The organism is Protofrankia sp. Cj5, assembly GCF_917627405.1.
Taxonomy (GTDB): Bacteria; Actinomycetota; Actinomycetes; order Frankiales; family Frankiaceae; genus Protofrankia.
Genome location: NZ_CAKJTO010000088.1, coordinates 4,823 through 21,118 on the forward strand (window position 1 = coordinate 4,823; position 16,296 = coordinate 21,118).

Below are 16,296 nucleotides of genomic sequence, written 5' to 3' on the forward strand. Positions count from 1 at the left end.
ATCCTCGAATACCCCCGCTCCGTTGTCATACACCCACACGCCGGGGCCGGATGTGTGGTGGATGCGGCAGCGGCGGACGTGCGGGGCGGCGATGCCGTGGACGGCCACCCCGGTGGCGCTGCCACTGATATCACAGTCGGTGATCAGCAGCCGACCCGCGTGGACGTCGACCACTGGGGCTTCCTCCGGCTCTCGGGGTGGCCCGGTTACCCGCAGGGTCAGCCCGCGGACGACCCCATACGGGGCGGTGGAGGTCACCACGCTGCCATCAGCGGCAACAAGGGTGATCTCGTTGGGTGGCCCCTCGCCGACCAGCTCGACCGGCTTGTCGAGCACGACCGGCCCCTCATACACCCCGGGGCGGACCAGGATCCGATCCCCAGGGTGAGCGGCGGCCACGGCAGCGGCCACCGTGGTGACATCCCCCCGGCCCCGCGGGTCGACGATGTGGGTCGGCGGGACGAGGGTGTCGCGGAGCCTGCGGGCCAGATCGGCGATCAACCGGCGACATGCCAGGTCGGACAGCGCCGTGAACCGCAGCTCCCGCCAGTCGGCGTACTGGCGAGCGGACAACGCGGCGACCAAGTCGTCGGTGGCGCGTGAGCCGCGCCGTTCCAGGTCCGGCACCTCGATCCAGTAGACCGGGAGGACCAGGTCGGTGCGGCCCAGCCGCTGCTCCCGCTCGAGGAAGCGGACCAGTTCCCGCCGACACTGGTCGCTGGCCAGGAAGCGCGGGGTGACGATGGGAATGATGAAGGTGGCCGCGTCGAGGGAGTCGTCGACCCGTTCCTTCCACGCCTGCCCCCAGGTGATGTCGTCGCGGTCCTGGAAGATGTGGAGGTCGTGGCCGACCTGTGCCCGCAGCTCGCCTTCTAACTGCTGCCGGAACGCGGTGATCTGGCCGCTGGCGTAGGTGTCGTCGGCGTGCGCGTAGCTGAGGAATGCCGCTGGGTCGCCGTCCGGCCGGTCCTCCACCCCCCGGTTCACCTTCCGTTCGGTGATGATGCTCCTGAACATGTGTGGACTACATTGTGCACCACTCACCGGTGAGATCATTTATGCGGTAAGGCAGGCTGGTTCGTGCCCACGGCGGAGCGCGGCCGGAGCAGTCGGCACTGCGCTTTCCGGTGGGGTCTGTCGAGGGGAGCAGGCCGCGACGCTCCGAGGCGCCGAGCGGGGCGCCGGCCCGATGCGTGTGTCGCGGCCCGCCGGGTGGACGGAGGTCGCCCCGGGAAACAGGGACGATCGTTGGCGGCGATCTTCGGTTGGCCCGTCTCAGTTGACGGGAATGTCGTCGTGACGACATGAAGACTCCGGCGACGCACGCGGGAGCCCCTCGGTGGGCGGTGCAGCCACCACTCCGGACGTCGACGACGCCAGATTCCATCATTTCTTGATGGTGGGACGAGGGTGGCGCTGAGGCTTGGTGCCGACGGGGGCTGCCGCAGCGTTGCTACAACTGAAACCAGGGCTGAGACCACACTGCCCGCTGAGATCATGGATGGGCAGTGCTCTGGCTGGTCAGAGGTGGTGGGCAGGGGCGGGGTCGAACCGCCGACCTTCCGCTTTTCAGGCGGACGCTCGTACCGACTGAGCTACCTGCCCCGATGCTGCCATCCTGTCACTGATGACAGGATCAGATCACCCCAGCCGACGAGAGCAGTATCACGCTGTGGTGTGAGCGCGGTCCCGACGGGATTCGAACCCGCGACCTCCGCCTTGACAGGGCGGCGTGAACTCCAGGCTTCACCACGGGACCATGCTGTGTGCTGTTCAGTTGTATCACGAACCCGCTTGCGATGTTCTGGGCCCAACCCCGAGGTTTGCCCCTCCCGTCATGCTGGCAGGAGCTTCACTCAGGAGCTGAACAGCAGCATACAGGATGATGGGGCCGCCCGGATCCGGTGGTCGGGTGCGGGCAGCTGATCGACTCACTTCCCTGTCCACGGCGGCTGTTCTGCTCTGGCTACGGTGCGGTGGGCGCGCGCATGAGGGCTGGCGCCGCAGCCTGTCCCGTCCGTGGCTCGGATGTCCGCCGGGAGGCTCGCGGGCGGATCCATCCGGTCACGTCCACGTCTGAGGTGGACGTGACCGGCGGAGGGCGGAGACGGACAGTGGACGGCGGGCCCGGTAATCGGCAAGAGGACGCCAGTGCGGACCAGGCGGACGATCGTCCCTCGCGCCAACGCAGGAATGGTTTGCGGGGTAACGGAGTTGCCGCCAGGCGTGGACACACTGACCGTGAGGTCGCACCCCGGCACCCGGGCGGTTCCATCCTGGGCGATCCTCGCGGTCGCCTGCCTGGGCCAGTTCATGGTGATTCTCGATGTTTCGATCGTTAACGTCGCGCTGCCGTCGATTCGTCATGATCTTGATTTCAGTGAAACCGGTCTGCAGTGGGTGGTGAACTCCTACACGATCGTCTTCGCTGGCTTCCTGTTGTTGGGCGGGCGGGCTGCGGACCTGTTCGGCCAGCGGCGGCTTTTCCTGCTCGGGCTGGGCCTGTTTACTGGGGCGTCGCTGGTCGGCGGCTTTGCGCAGAGCCAGGGGATGCTTATCGCGGCCCGGGCCGCGCAGGGGCTCGGCGGTGCCGTTCTCTCACCGGCGACGCTTACGATCATTACCACGACATTCCGTGGGCCGGCCGTCCGGGCCCGCGCGTTGGGCGCCTGGAGCGCCGTCGCCGGGGCCGGTGGCGCGGCCGGGGCTCTCGCCGGTGGCATCCTCACCGACCTCATCTCCTGGCGCTGGATCCTGTTCGTCAACGTCCCGATCGGCGCGGTGGGCCTGATCGTGGCCCGGCTGCTGCTCACCGAGACGCGTAACGAGGATGCGCCGCGCCGGATGGACTTCGTCGGCGCTGTGCTCGTCACCGGCGGGCTCACCGCGTTCGTGTGGGGGCTCGTGGACACTGACACCCATGGCTGGGGGTCGGTATCAGCGTTGGCTCCCATTCTGGTAGGGGTGGTCCTGCTCGCCGTTTTCATGCTCTACGAGAGTCGGGTGAAGGCGCCGCTTGTGCCGCTGCGGCTTTTTCGGTCTCGCTCCGTCTCGGCGGCCAATGCCGCCATGTTCTGCATTTCTATGGCCATTTTTCCGAGTTGGTATTTCCTTTCCCTCTATGTACAGAATTCGCTCGGCTACTCACCGCTCGTCGCGGGCCTGGTGTTCCTGCCGCAGACGTTCACAATCATCGTCGGGGCACAGGTCGGCTCCCGGGTGATCGCACGATTCGGTGTGCGGACGCTGGTGGCCGCCGGTGGGCTTATCTCCTCGCTGGGGCTGTTCTGGCTGGGGCAGATCCCCGTGACCGGTTCGTATATCCACGACCTGATGCTTCCCAGCATCCTGACCGCCTTGGGCCTGGGCGTGGCCGTCACGCCGATCACCCTCGCGGCTACGACCGGTGTCGCTCGAAGCGATGCGGGCCTCGCTTCAGGCGTGGTCAACACGACTCGGCAGGTGGGCGGTTCGATCGGCCTCGCCGCGCTGGTAACGCTGGCGGCCAACCACACCCGCTCGTTGCGGAACGAAGGCCAGGCAGCGGCCTCCGCGCTGGTTGCGGGGTATGGCCGCGCGCTCGAGGCCGCCGCGGTACTCGCGCTGCTGGGAGCTTTGGCCGCGCTCGCTCTGCCGCCGTTGGGCCGTGGGGGCGGCCCGGCTGACGTCGCTGACCGAACCGATTCGGGTACTGCCGGTGGGGCGTCGACTGGCGAGACGCCGACCAGCGTGGCGCCCGGCCCCGTGTCCAGACCAGGCTGATCCATTCTGGCCCGGGGGAGAACGTTCCCCGTCATACGGGGCCGGCTGAAAACCCCGGCTGTTACCCGACCACTGAGTTCCGGCATTTTATCGGATTCTTACCGGAATCTGCCCCAGGGGCGCCCGCCCCTGGTGAGACGCTGGTAATATGTCCATTTCCGCACGTCCCCGGTATGGACATCGGATACATACTTGTATGGATAGACACTGTATGGATACCAGGCGCAAACCCTGCATAGTGGCTGCCGCGATGCTTGCGGTGATGTTTGCCCTGGTCAGCGCCGGATGCGCGGGTGACACCCGCGCATCCGGTGGCACGGGTGGCGTGACGGCGGGACCGGCGCTGGGTGACCTTGTCTCCCCGGCAAGTCAGGCCGCATCCTCGCCTGGCGCGACGCCCGAGCCGGCCGCTGGCGCCGCGCAGGACAGCCCGGGGGACGGCTGCCTGACCGCGAACCTACGGGTGAGTGCCGTGAATCTGGATAGCAGCGCAGGTCACAGCTATAAGCAGATCATTTTGACCAACGCGGGCGCGGCATCCTGCGTGCTCGGAGGCTTCCCCGGCGTGTCGTACGTCGATGCGGGTGGCCGTCAGCTCGGCGCTGCGGCGGACCGCACCGGCGGCCCCGGTACGGCGATCATGTTGCTGCCCGGGCAGCATGCGGCCAGCCTCCTGATAATGATCCGTACCGGTATACAAGCCGGCTGTGACGAGCCGAACCAGACCGCCGAGGCCGTCGCTCTGCGTATCTACCCACCAGCCAACCGGACGGCATTACCGCTACCGGTTGGCGTGCCGGAGACGGTATGCGCGAGCCCCGCCGTCCATCAGCTCCAGATCTCCGCGCTCACCCGGTGAGAAAGTACCAGCTGAGAAAGCGTCCGGCGAAAAAGTGCCGGTGAGAAAGTTCGGTGCCGGATGAAATCTGGCCGCCTTCATCCGCCGGTGTCCGCGTGTTCGGCGGTATAGCGCTGGAAACACCGTTGATCGGGTTCGTGAATAATCAGGTCAGTGAGTTTACCAGCTCGATGGCTGGCCGATGGCGACGGGTAACGCGTGAGCTGTTCGCCCGTTTTCTCCCAGCGGTTCGCTGGGTGGCGCGTGCCGTCGGCGAGGGTCGCCGTCAACGCGCTGGAGGATTCGTGGACCGCCGGACCGTGATCGCGGGTATTGCCGCAGTTCCCCTTGCCGCCACCACCGTTGTCTCAACGGCTTCGAGCGCCTCGGCGAGCGTGCCGGTCGCCGACTTCGGTGGCCACCGGCGCCGGCCGACGCTGGTCATCGGGCACCGTGGCGCCTCGGGCTACCGCCCAGAGCACACCCTGGCTTCCTACGAGCTGGCCGCCCGGATCGGCGCCGACTTCATGGAGCCTGACCTCGTACCTACCAAGGACGGGGTCCTGGTTTGCCGGCACGAGCCGGAGATCGGCGGTACCACCGATGTTGCTGATCATCCGGAGTTTGCCGCCCGCAGAGCGACCAAGGTGTTGGATGGTGTGCCGGTCACCGGCTGGTTCACCGAGGACTTCACGCTGGCCGAGCTGAAGACGCTGCGTGCCAAGGAGCGGCTGCCGGTCGTCCGGCAGGAGAACACGATGTACGACGGTCGATTCGAGATCCCGATGTTCACCGAACTGCTGGAGCTGCGCGAGCGGCTGTCCCGCGAGCTCGGCCGCGAACTCGGTGTCTACCCGGAGACCAAGCATCCGACCTACTTCCGAAAGGCCGGTCTGCCGCTCGAGCAGCGGCTTGTGGACACTCTGCGCCGGTACGGCCTGAACCGTCGCAACGCCCCGGTGTTCGTCCAGTCCTTCGAGACGGGAAGCCTGCGCGAGCTGCGCAGGCTCGGCCTGCACACCGCCTCGGTACAGTTGCTCAGCGCGGCCGGCGCCCCGTTCGACCTGATCGACGCCGGTGACCCGCGGACGTATGCGGACCTGTCGACACCGGCCGGGCTGCGGCAGATAGCAACCTACGCGGACGGGATCGGGCCGGACAAGGTGCAGATCATCCCCCGGGCCGCGGACGGCACGCTGGGCACGCCGACCTCGCTGGTCGCCGACGCGCACGCGGCGGGGCTGGTGCTGCACCCGTACACCTTCCGGGCGGAGAACACCTTCCTGCCGGTGGACTACCGGCGGGGCACCAGCCCCAACGACTTCGGCCGGGCGATCGACGAGCAGGTGACCTATCTGAAGGCCGGCATCGACGGGCTTTTCACCGACCAGGCGGATATCGGGGTCATCGCCCGGGACGAGGCGTTCGCAAGGACCGCCGGCGCTGGCTGACAGCGGCTGACACCGGCATACCGGTTGGGAGCGGTTGGCACTGGCTGACACAAGACCGCGGGTCCGCGGCGGCGCGTCATGAGGTGCCGCGGGCCTCCGGTCCCCGGCACTTGTCCGTCGGCGCTGAAGGCGCTGACCAGGGTCGTTACAGCATTTGATCATTTTGCCTCGATGTGTGAATTCGTCACATCAGCTACCTCCATGGCGCCCCTGTCAGTAGAACTAAGAGCGCCCGGCAATAGGGGCGTGGATCAAGGAGCGGGGCTGGGGTGCGTGCGGCGCGAGGCGGAGGAGGGAGCCACCCTGGTGTTGGGTGGCGACTGACGACAACGCGGCGAGGTGCGTGCTCTGGCCCCGCGACGCCGCGTCCCCTATTGCCGGGCGCTCTAAGGCGCACGGGGCATGTTCGGGATGCGCCTGGCAACGGGAGGAACCCTTGAATCCGACGGTGGGACCGATCGAGGCGGCGCCGTACGGCCGGTCGCGGGTCACCCGAGCGCAGGTGCTCGAGGACGTGCTCGATGTGCTGGACGTCCAGTCGCCGGTCACCGCGCTCAGCGGCGCACCCGTTCCGCTGCGAAACCTACCCAGTGCGCACGGAGGGATACTGGGCGCTCAGCTGCTCGGCCAACAGGTTGCCCTGGCCGAGCGTCTGTACCCGGGGAAGCGGGTCCAGTCCCTGCAGACGTTGTTCGTCCGCTCCGGGACATGGGAAGGGACGCTGGAGGCCCATGTCGAACAGCTCCAGCGGGGACGCACGTTCGCCTCGGTGTCCCTGGCGTTCCGGCAGGGACCGGAGCTGATCTGCAGGGCACAGGTACTGCTCACCGCGGACGAGCCCAGCCCGGTGCCGGCCACCACGCCGGGCCGGCCGCGACCGGACCCACCGGACACGACCCCCGTCGCGGTGGCCCTTCTTCCATGGGAGACGCGGCTCGCGGCCGGTGGCACATGGCAGGACCACGAGCTGTGGATGCGGGTGAGAAGCGTCCCGGCCGACGCCACCCTGTGGCGGGCATTGGTGGCGTACGCGTGCGAGCCCACGACGCTGCCACTGTTCATCGCCGACCACAGCGCGGCGGACAGGCCGTACACCAGCCTGATCGTGGCACAGACCGTCACCTTCTTCGAGGACATCGACGTACGCGACTGGTACGTGGTGCGCACGGAAGTGCCCTATGCGGGGGCCGAGCGGGTCCATGGCCGTGGGCAGGTTCTCGATGGCGGTGGTACGCCCAGGGCGCTGTTCACCACGGTGGGCCTGTTCCGTCTCGCGGCCGGTGGCTGAAGGCGGAGAAATATCGAGCCGGCCGCCGTGGGGGCGCCGGGCCGCGGCCGGCCGTGGTGCATCATGGGGAGATGTCCGGCGATGACCCACATGCCGGGGAGCGGGCAGCCGGGCTTGGCGGGTCGTGCCCCTTCACGGTGGACCGACCGATCATGCGGCAGCGCTGGGAGCGGCTGACCTTCGTGCACTGGCCGTTTGATCCGGCTGTGGTACAACGCCTCCTGCCGCGGGGGCTGCTGATCGACACCTACGACGGGGCGGCCTGGGTCGGTCTGGTGCCGTTTTTCATGCGGGTCGCGACAGCCGCCGGACACGGAGCACCGTGGGCGTCGACCTTCTGCGAGACCAACGTCCGCACCTATGTTTATGACCATGAAGGTCGACGGGGGATCTGGTTCTTCTCCCTGGACGCCGCCCGGCTCGGTGCGGTGGCCGTCGCTCGTACCACCTACCGCCTGCCCTACTTCTGGTCGTCGATGCGGCTGCTCGAGACCGCGGACGAGATCGCCTACGGCTGCGCACGCTGGTGGCCCGGTCCGCGAGCCGCCAGCCGCGTGAAGATCCGGATCGGTGAGCCGGTCGCTCCCGGTCACCTCGACGAACGGGATCACTTCCTAACCGCCCGGTGGATGTTGTTCAGCGCGGCCGGTACTCGGCGCCGCTTCGCACGGGCGTGGCACGAACCATGGCCCCTGTACCGGGCCCAGGCTGTGGCCATTGAGGACAGGCTGGTTGCCGCGGCTGGCCTCCCCCAGCCGCGGGACGAGCCCCTGGTGCACTACTCCCCGGGGGTCGATGTCCGTATCGGCCGTCCCGAGCGCTACCAGTCCGTACCCGCGCTTGAGAGCGCTCGGCAATAAGCGCTCGGCAACAAGGGAGCGGTATCGCGGGGCTGGGGCATGCACATCAACCCCCGCTCATTGATCCACTTTTCTGTTGCCGAGTGCGGCGTCAGGCCGTGGCCGGGACCCGCGAGGAGCATCTCGACGCGCTGGTTATGGCACGGTGCGGATGTTCGGCGGGTTGGTCAGCCGATCCCTGGGCGTGCATCATGCATGCATGACGACCGTTGTGGTCCGCGATTTTCCTGAGGACGGCCATCGCGGAACCTCAGCCAGCGAAACCTCAGCCATGAGCCTGGACGATGATCCGCTGGTGCGGCGTATGCGGCCGTTCGGCACGACTGTTTTCGCCGAGATGTCCGCCCTCGCCGTGCGCACCGGCGCAATCAACCTCGGCCAGGGGTTTCCGGATACCGACGGTCCGGTCGAGATGCTTGACGCCGCTGTGGAGGCCCTGCGCGGCGGACGCAACCAGTACCCGCCGGGGCCGGGAATACCCGAGCTGCGGGCAGCCATCGCGGGCCACCAGCGTCGCTTCTGGCGGCTGGCCTATGACCCGGACGGCGAGGTGCTGGTCACCGCTGGCGCGACCGAGGCGATCACCGCGTCCATCCTGGCGCTGTGTGAGGCTGGCGACGAAGTCGTGTGCTTTGAGCCGTACTACGACTCGTACGCTGCCTCGATCGCTCTCGCTGGCGCTGTCCGGCGGCCCGTGACGCTGCGGCCCCACCGCGGCGGATACGGCTTCGACCCGGACGAACTGCGGCTGGCTTTTGGTCCGCGTACCCGGCTGCTGCTACTCAACTCGCCGCACAACCCGACCGGCAAGGTCTTCGACCGCGACGAGCTCGGACTGATCGCCTCGCTGTGTGCGGAGCACAACGTGGTCGCGGTCTGCGATGAGGTGTACGAACACCTGGTCTTTGACGGCGAGCACCTCCCGCTGGCGGGCCTGCCCGGGATGCGCGAGCGTACCCTGCAGATCTCCTCGGCTGGGAAGACCTTTTCCTGCACCGGCTGGAAGGTCGGCTGGGTCTGTGGCCCGGTACCTCTGATCTCGGCGGTGCTGCGGGTCAAGCAGTTCCTCACGTTCGTCAACGCGGGTCCGTTTCAGCCGGCCGTCGCGCTGGCGCTCGGGTTGCCTGACGCTTATTACGACGGTTTGCGCGGGCAGCTCGGGGACAAGCGGGACCGGCTGTGCGCCGGGTTGGCGCAGGCGGGGTTCGACCCGCTGCGGCCGTGGGGAACGTACTTCGTCACCGCTGACATCCGGCCGCTCGGTGCTGCGGACGGGATGGAGTTCTGCCAGTCGCTGCCGTTTCGCTGCGGCGTGGTGGCCGTACCCACGCAGGTTTTCTACGATGACATCGACGCCGGCCGGCACCTGATCCGTTTCGCCTTCTGCAAGCGTGACGGCGTGCTTGACGAGGCCATCACCCGCCTCGCCACGTTGGCCGTCGCCGGAAACTGAGAACGAAGGCGCTCACCCGGACGGTTTCCCGCTCGGGGCGCTCCGTGGGGCAGCCCGCCGCTGCCCGCGCACCTCATCGATCTGGCGTAGGCCGATCGATCTGGCGCGGCTCGCCGGCCGCGCGCTGTCCAACGCCGTATGAAGTCATGTGAAATAGAGCAACTCCGGAAATCAAGGCTCGCTGCTTCGGGCCCGGACGGGGTCAGGAGCGGCAGTCTTCCCGTGGGGAACCGTTCTCCATGGCGTAGACGCAGGTGGGGAGCGCACCCGTGCCCAGCTCGATGGTGAGAATCACTTCCTTTTTGCTCGTGGCCACGCGCGACGTGGTGAAGTCCGTGATGCCGGTCGCGCCGTTGTACCGCGTGCGCTGTAGCTCCTGGGCGATTGACGTCGCGGTCGGCTGGCGCTGGTCAGAGGACACGGTCCGCGCCGCGAGCACGATGATCCCGGCGGTGTCGTAGCCGAAGACCGCCCACTCGCCGGGCCACAGCTCCCGCGGCTGCTGCAGGTGTTCCGGGTAGAGCACCGCCAGGCCCTTGGGGCCGCACAGGTCCAGCTGCGCCTGGTTGCTGGCGCTGGTCTTGTCCAGCACACCCTGAAAGCACTTCTGCTGGGTGAGCTCGATGAGAGCATTCTCGGAGACGAAGGAGATGATTGTCCCTGTTGGTGCGTTGTCCGCGGCCGGGGACTGCACGACGTACCGGTGGACAGCGTCATCCGCCACGATCGGCACCAGTTGCGGGCCTGCCGGGCAGTTCGTCCGCATGGCGCGCAGGAAATCACCGAAGTCCCCGGCCCGGCCAGCAAAGAAGATCATTTCATTGACTGTGCCCGTGCAGGCCGTCGGAGCGTCGGGTTGCTTCTGGAACGTCGGGCCTTCCCAGCCGGCATCCTCGAAGTCGATCTTTTTTTTGTCGAGTTCTTCGTGTAGATCTGCGACGAGAGTTCGAATATACAGATCATCGCCTTTGGCGGCGCTCTGTGGGTAGTAGACACTGACCCTGGTCTTCTTCATGTATGCGGCGTAGGCGGCGATCATTTGGGCCTCCTGCGCGTTCGGTGGCACCATCTGAAAATACAGTGGGGACGTCTGCTCAAGGCCGTCACCGGAGAGTGTCGGGGCCACTACGGGAAGGCCCGCGTTGCCGAACTCGGCGATCGCCTGTGCGGTCTCGTCGGTGCTGCGGTCCATACCGATCACGGCGCTGACCTGCTGTGGGTCCTTGCGGGCCAGGTCGATGATGTTGCTTGTGACAGTCTTTACCTGCCGCATGTTCCTACCGCCGTTGGCGATGATCACCCGTAGGATCGGTTCGCGCCCGCTTGCGGTCGGCGAGCACGATGTGTCCGTGAAATCACCATTCTGCCGTATCTGTTGCAGCAGGATGCCAGCCAGTTCGTCGGTGCGCGGCCGGGAGTCTAAATCGAGGAAATCGAGGCGTTGCGGGTCCGGTGTGAGAGCGGCCAGGTAGACCACGCTGACGAACGGCCGGAGCGGGAAATTCCCCCGCAGCATGTCAGCGCACTGGTTCGCCCGGAAGACCGCCCGTTCCGCGGCCTGGAGATGCGGGTCCGCGCCGAAGAGCTGGCTTGCGTTATCGCTGTAACCGATGCACTCATCATCCTGCGCCCGGACCACCCGCACGGCCGCACCTGTGCCGTCACAGCCGTTGGTCGCGTGCGGAGTCCCGTTCCGAGCGGTACTGGCGGCGAGGACGATACCGGCGACGGCGATGGCGACGAGCACCAGCACAACCGTGCCGGCAAGGAGGACGAGCGGCCGGCCGAGGGTCCGGCTGGAGACGGCCCCTCGCGTCCGGGTGGTGGGTTCCTCACGGGTAGGCGGGACCGGCGTGCTTGCCACGGACGTGGTGGGGAGACCGGCGGCGGGATCGCGCTCGACCGCAGGGTCGTCGTGCCTGCTTACCGTGGACGTGGGAGGGAAGGCTGGCGCCGGCCGGCCGCCGGGGAAGCGTGGCGTTGCCGCGGGTTTCGCCCGTCCGTTCAGCGCGTGACTGATCTCGTCGAGTAGGTGTTGACGGGCGGCATCCTCATCGGTGCTGTGTCGGAACAGCTCGATGCTGACGATCGTGTTGAGCAGCCCCGGGCGGGGGCACTCCTCCAGCCGGATCGGCAGGAGCTTGCGCTCGAAGCCGAGCGGGTCGGCGGCTTGGGCGGCCTGCCATTCCGTCTGCCCGTATACGGATTTCAGGTAGGCGTGGGAGAGCAGAGCGATGGTCCGCCGCGTGTTGGCAACGCCGTGCTGCATCTGGACCGCCCAGTTCGTCCCGGGCACGAAGTCCCAGGCCTGGAGCAGCACCCGATAGCTGGCCTTCTCCAACTGCCAGCCCACCCATTCGGCCCAGCCCTGGTCGGCACGGGTGTACGACACGAAGAAGTCCAACGGCGGTGCCGGCTCTCCGTCCGGAGCCTCAACGGGGTCCCGGGCCGATTCGCCGCGCCGCGCCGCGCGGGCCGGCTCCCTGTCCGGAACCTCGACTGGACTCCCGATCGGACCCCCCGTATCGGACACAGCGCCTGCTCCTGTCACTCCGTCCTTGATCTGGCCACTCACCGCGACCGTTCTCGACACAGTACGCCTGGCGATACACGGAGATTAACAACCGTAGTGGTGGCCGCCGACGCCGTGTCCTGACATGGTGCCTGGCTGGTCGGGAGGGGTGGTTATGGCGGTGATGGCGGCGTCGGCGAGCCAGCGGGGCCGGGCGCTCTAAATAGGTGCGTGCCCCAGCCCCGCGACGCCGCGCTTTCTGTTGCCGGGCATGTGCATCAACATGAAATGATCATTTTGATGCACATGCCCGGCTGACCGGGAAAATTATCCCCGCCGGGGACGGCTGGCCCGGCCGCATCGCGAAGCCGGTGCTCGTTTCACATCGGCGTCCCTGGGGTCGCGATGGTCTTGGCCTGCAGATATTCGCGGAAGCCGTCCTCGCCGTGCTCGCGCCCGACACCGCTGATGCCGTATCCGCCAAACGGTGTGTCCGGTGACAGGTAGAACGATGGTCCGATGTTGACGGTCCCGGCCTTCATGCGCTTCGCGAGACGCAGGGCACGCTCCGGGTCCTGCGTCTGGATGTACGACGAGAGCCCGTAGCGGGAGTTGTTGGCGACCCGGACCGCCTCATCGTCGTCGCCGTCGTACCGCACCACGGTCAGGACCGGCCCGAACACCTCGTACTGGGCGATCTCAGCGTCCTCGTGCACGTCAGCGACGACGGTCGGCTCGTACCAGAAGCCCCTGCCGCCGGTCGGTGAAGCGCCGCGACGCCCGCCGACCGGCACCCGCGCGCCCGCGGCCCGGGCCCGTTCCACGAGCCCCTCGATCCGCGCCAGCTGCGCACCGTTGATGATCGGCCCGACAATGTTCGCCGGGTCGGTCGGGTCGCCCCACGGCAGCGCTCCGATGGCGGTGGTCACTGCCTCCAGCACCTCGTCGTACCGGGAGGCGTGTACGACCAGCCGGGTCGCGAGCGCACACCCCTGCCCGCTGTTGGCCATGCACATCCCGACTGTCATCGGCAGCGCGACGGCCAGATCGGCGTCGTCGAGGATGATGTTCGCGGACTTTCCGCCGAGCTCCAGGCAGACCTTGCGGATGCCGACCGCCGCACGTTCGTAGATGCGCTGGCCGACGGCTGGTGATCCGGTGAAGTGGTACATGTCCACCCGCGGGTCGCCGGTCAGTGCCTCTCCTGCCACGGCTTTGTCGTGCGAGCTGATCACGTTCAGCACGCCCGGCGGCAGGTCGGTGTGCTCGTGTGCGATCTTCGCGATGAAGGCCCCTGTCAGCGGTGTGTCCGGAGCGGTCTTGAGCACGATGGTGTTGCCGGTGGCCAGCGCGTGTTGGATCTTCCAGATGTCGGTCATGAACGGCGCGTTCCACGGTGTGATCGCCCCGACCACGCCATACGGCTCGTACCGGACAAGACGGTTGCTCGGCAGGCCAACGCCCTGGTGCACGCCGAAGTCGCGTTCCCACGGGAAGCGCCCGATGAGATCGTTGAAGTACGACATGTCATCGGTCATCACGTCGATGTGGGCGCCGATGTTGGACGTCGGGGTGCCGGCTTCGGCGATCTGGATCTGTTTGGCAACGGCCGCTTCCTTGCGTAGCGCATCCTGCAACTGGCGCAGGACCCGCTCGCGGAACGCATGGTCGGTGGCCCACAGGGTCTCGTCCGCGGCCCGTCGGGCCGCGGTGACCGCGGCGGCGACATCTTCGGCCTGCCCGTCGGCCGCCGTGCCGACGACCGACTCGTCGCTCGGGCTCAGGACGTCGAAGCGCCCGCCGGCGATCGCCTCGCGGAACTCCCCATCGATGTACAGCCGGCCCTCGGGTACTACGTCGAGTGTCACATCTTCCTCCAGATGACAGGCGGATCCGATATCGCACCGCGGACAGAGATGAAAAAACCGCTGCTTGAGAGCGCCCGGCGCCAAGGGCGCGGCGCCGCCGGGCCTGCTCGTAGCCGCCGGGCCTGCTCGTATGAGAAGGAGCGCTGAACGGGTGCCGGGGCCGTTCAGGCGACCGGGAAGGTGATCGGTAAATGAATCGCGGCGCGTACACCGTAGTTCGTGTACAGCACTTCCTTTCCAGGAGCGATCGTGTATTCGGGAATGCGCCGGTGGAACTCCTCGAGCGCGACGCGCAGCTCGAGGCGGGCGAGATTGGAGCCGAGGCAGCGATGCGGGCCGGCCGCGAAACCGACGTGCGCGTTGTGCGGGCGTTCGAACTCGACGGTCATCGGGTCGGGGAACGCGGCCGGGTCGAGGTTCGCCGCCGCCCAGACCACCTCGACCTTGGAGCCGGCCGGGAACCGGCGGCCGTGGACCTCGATGTCCTCGGTCACCCACCGATGCCCGAGCGGTACCGGTGACTCGAAGCGCATCAGTTCCTCGATCGCCTTGCCGAGCAGCATCGGGTCTGTCAGCACCCGGTGGCGTTCGGCAGGGTGCTCAGCGAACCAGGCGAGCATGCACGACAGTGAGCAGGTGACCGTGTCCAGGCCTGCGATCACAAGTAGATAGCAGATATCGATGATTTCCTGGTCGGACAGTCGCGCGCCGTCCACGCTGGCCGTCAGGAAGGCGCCGATCAGGTCGTCCCGTGGGGGCTCGGCGCGGTGCTCGGCGAGGACGCGCGTGAGGTAGTCGTACATGCGTTCGCCCGCCGCGCGCATGTGCGCCTGCTGTTCCTCCGCGGTGCTGCCCTGTGGCCGGACGACCGCTTCCTTGAAGTCCAGGAAGATCGGAAGGTCGTCGGTGGGGAGACCGAGGAGGTCGATGAAGATATGCGTGGGCAGCGGCGCGCACAGGCTCGTCAGCAGCTCGGCCTCACCCGTGTCCACGAACATGTCGATCAGGGCGTTTGTTCGTGCTCGTATGGTCGCCTCCAGCCGCGCGACCTGTTTTGGAGCGAACAACGGATCCAGCAGTTTGCGGTAGGTGCGGTGCGCGTCGCCGTCGAGGTCCAACGGGATCAGTGGGCGCTGGGCGCCCATGTTGTAGTGCGTCCCATCGGTGGCGCGCACCGCCGGGTGACGGAGGAACTCCGTCATCTCCTCGCGGCGGGCGATGACGAGGGTGCCGTCCGGGCGGCTCGGCGTATCCTGCCCGGCCAGCTCGCCGAACGCCTGTTGGGGATGGCGCTCGTCCCACGAGCCCAGCAGGTGGGCCGCACAGAAAAGCGGCGGGATGATGGCCTCGGCAGTCATGTCCGTTCCTGATCTCCAGGTTCATGGTTTTCCAGCAAGGCGATCAGCCCGCCAGGTCGGTGGCCTGCTTGGGACGGTTCTCCACGGCTGGCCGGGCCAATCCGGGCTCCTGCTCTGCTGGCGGGCTCCGCGTGTCGAGACGTGACCGGTAGGAGCGCCCGGCAACAGGGGTGTGGATCAAGGAGCGGGGCTGGGGTGCGTGCGGCGCGAGGCGGAGGAGGGAGCCACCCTGGTGTTGGGTGGCGACTGACGACAACGACGCGAGGTGCGTGCCCCAGCCCCGTGACGCCGCGTCCCCTATTGCCGGGCGCTCTAAGCCGGATAGGGCCGAAGCGTCGGGGGACACGCGGAGCGTGTCCCCGGCATCGACCCGGGTCTACCGTCACTCGCATCAGCCTTGATCTCTCTCGCGGTGCCCGGCGGCTGATTGGCCGTTGGGCACCGCATGCCAACTGGTGTAAATAGATTGATGAATATCGCGTGGGTCACACTGCCTGGCTGGGAGGTTCGCGTCAAGGTATCGTTGATATCTAATTAAGGATCTTGTGGATGTGACTGGCGCTGGCGCGTTCGCCGCTCTCAGCTGATCTCCGTTGTGGATCTTTCTGTTCTCCGGCCCGGCAGCGAGCGCCCGTGCCCAGCTCCTCACTGTCCGGGCCGCGGGAGGCAGCGGACTGCTCCGGCCGCGTGGCGTGTTGGCGGAGGTGGTACGGCGCTGGCTGGCCCTCCGTTCCCGCGGGCGCCGTGGATTCCGGTTGCCGCTGGACGGAGCCGGCAGGCAGGGGCGGTCAGGCCGCGAAGACGACGGTTCGGCCGCCGTTGAGCAGGATGCGGTGCTCAGCGTGCCAGCGCACGGCTCGGGCGAGTACCTGCGCTTCGATGTCGCGGCCTACGGCGGCGAGCCGG

The 16,296-nt window shown here is 67.6% G+C and carries 10 protein-coding genes, 2 tRNA genes and 1 pseudogene; 6 read left to right on the plus strand and 7 right to left on the minus strand.

From position 1 onward, the window contains the following. The 3 genes from MJ777_RS17380 to MJ777_RS17390 all read right to left on the minus strand — a co-directional run. A partial coding sequence (locus MJ777_RS17380) for a TIR domain-containing protein (protein WP_239377167.1) occupies positions 1-1,017 on the minus strand: 1,017 nt, incomplete at its 3' end. Positions 1,018-1,528: 511 nt separating this feature from the next. Further along, positions 1,529-1,605, minus strand: a tRNA-Phe gene (locus MJ777_RS17385). Between the two features lie 79 nt (positions 1,606-1,684). Beyond that, positions 1,685-1,759, minus strand: a tRNA-Asp gene (locus MJ777_RS17390). Between the two features lie 467 nt (positions 1,760-2,226). Between MJ777_RS17390 and MJ777_RS17395 the strand changes: the two genes are divergently transcribed. From MJ777_RS17395 to MJ777_RS17420, 6 genes are all read left to right on the plus strand, one after another. Continuing rightward, positions 2,227-3,762, plus strand: coding sequence for an MFS transporter (locus tag MJ777_RS17395; RefSeq protein WP_239377168.1), 1,536 nt, complete (start codon positions 2,227-2,229; stop codon positions 3,760-3,762). 211 nt (positions 3,763-3,973) lie between these two features. Further along, positions 3,974-4,621: a DUF4232 domain-containing protein gene (locus tag MJ777_RS17400; protein ID WP_239377169.1), complete on the plus strand. Its 648-nt coding sequence runs from the start codon at positions 3,974-3,976 to the stop codon at positions 4,619-4,621. Between the two features lie 284 nt (positions 4,622-4,905). Then, positions 4,906-6,051, plus strand: coding sequence for a glycerophosphodiester phosphodiesterase (locus MJ777_RS17405; RefSeq protein ID WP_305039424.1), 1,146 nt, complete (start codon positions 4,906-4,908; stop codon positions 6,049-6,051). 436 nt (positions 6,052-6,487) lie between these two features. Continuing rightward, the gene (locus MJ777_RS17410; protein ID WP_239377171.1) at positions 6,488-7,339 is read left to right on the plus strand and encodes an acyl-CoA thioesterase domain-containing protein; all 852 of its coding nucleotides are present in this window, start codon (positions 6,488-6,490) and stop codon (positions 7,337-7,339) included. A gap of 71 nt (positions 7,340-7,410) precedes the next feature. Then, positions 7,411-8,199, plus strand: a complete 789-nt coding sequence (locus MJ777_RS17415; RefSeq protein ID WP_239377172.1) for a YqjF family protein — start codon at positions 7,411-7,413, stop codon at positions 8,197-8,199. A gap of 271 nt (positions 8,200-8,470) precedes the next feature. Beyond that, positions 8,471-9,652: a pyridoxal phosphate-dependent aminotransferase gene (locus tag MJ777_RS17420; protein WP_370651738.1), complete on the plus strand. Its 1,182-nt coding sequence runs from the start codon at positions 8,471-8,473 to the stop codon at positions 9,650-9,652. Between the two features lie 202 nt (positions 9,653-9,854). Here MJ777_RS17420 and MJ777_RS17425 read toward each other — a convergent pair whose 3' ends face one another. The 4 genes and pseudogenes from MJ777_RS17425 to purU all read right to left on the minus strand — a co-directional run. Further along, the gene (locus tag MJ777_RS17425; protein WP_239377174.1) at positions 9,855-12,185 is read right to left on the minus strand and encodes a TIR domain-containing protein; all 2,331 of its coding nucleotides are present in this window, start codon (positions 12,183-12,185) and stop codon (positions 9,855-9,857) included. A 359-nt stretch (positions 12,186-12,544) separates the two neighbouring features. Next, positions 12,545-14,032 carry an aldehyde dehydrogenase family protein gene (locus MJ777_RS17430; protein ID WP_239377175.1) on the minus strand — a complete coding sequence of 496 codons (1,488 nt, stop codon included), beginning with the start codon at positions 14,030-14,032 and terminating at the stop codon, positions 12,545-12,547. A gap of 164 nt (positions 14,033-14,196) precedes the next feature. Continuing rightward, entirely contained in the window at positions 14,197-15,390 is a 1,194-nt protein-coding gene (locus MJ777_RS17435) for a cytochrome P450 (RefSeq protein WP_239377176.1), read from the minus strand. A gap of 788 nt (positions 15,391-16,178) precedes the next feature. Next, a pseudogene (purU, locus tag MJ777_RS23195) lies at positions 16,179-16,296 on the minus strand (formyltetrahydrofolate deformylase); the annotation flags it as partial.

Bases quoted from the DNA above. Each gene is read 5' to 3' on its own strand.
- MJ777_RS17420 (WP_370651738.1), top strand. From the start codon at position 8,471: ATGAGCCTGGACGATGATCCGCTGGTGCGGCGTATGCGGCCGTTCGGC.
- MJ777_RS17400 (WP_239377169.1), top strand. From the start codon at position 3,974: ATGGATACCAGGCGCAAACCCTGCATAGTGGCTGCCGCGATGCTTGCG.
- MJ777_RS17415 (WP_239377172.1), top strand. From the start codon at position 7,411: ATGTCCGGCGATGACCCACATGCCGGGGAGCGGGCAGCCGGGCTTGGC.
- MJ777_RS17435 (WP_239377176.1), bottom strand. From the start codon at position 15,390: ATGACTGCCGAGGCCATCATCCCGCCGCTTTTCTGTGCGGCCCACCTG.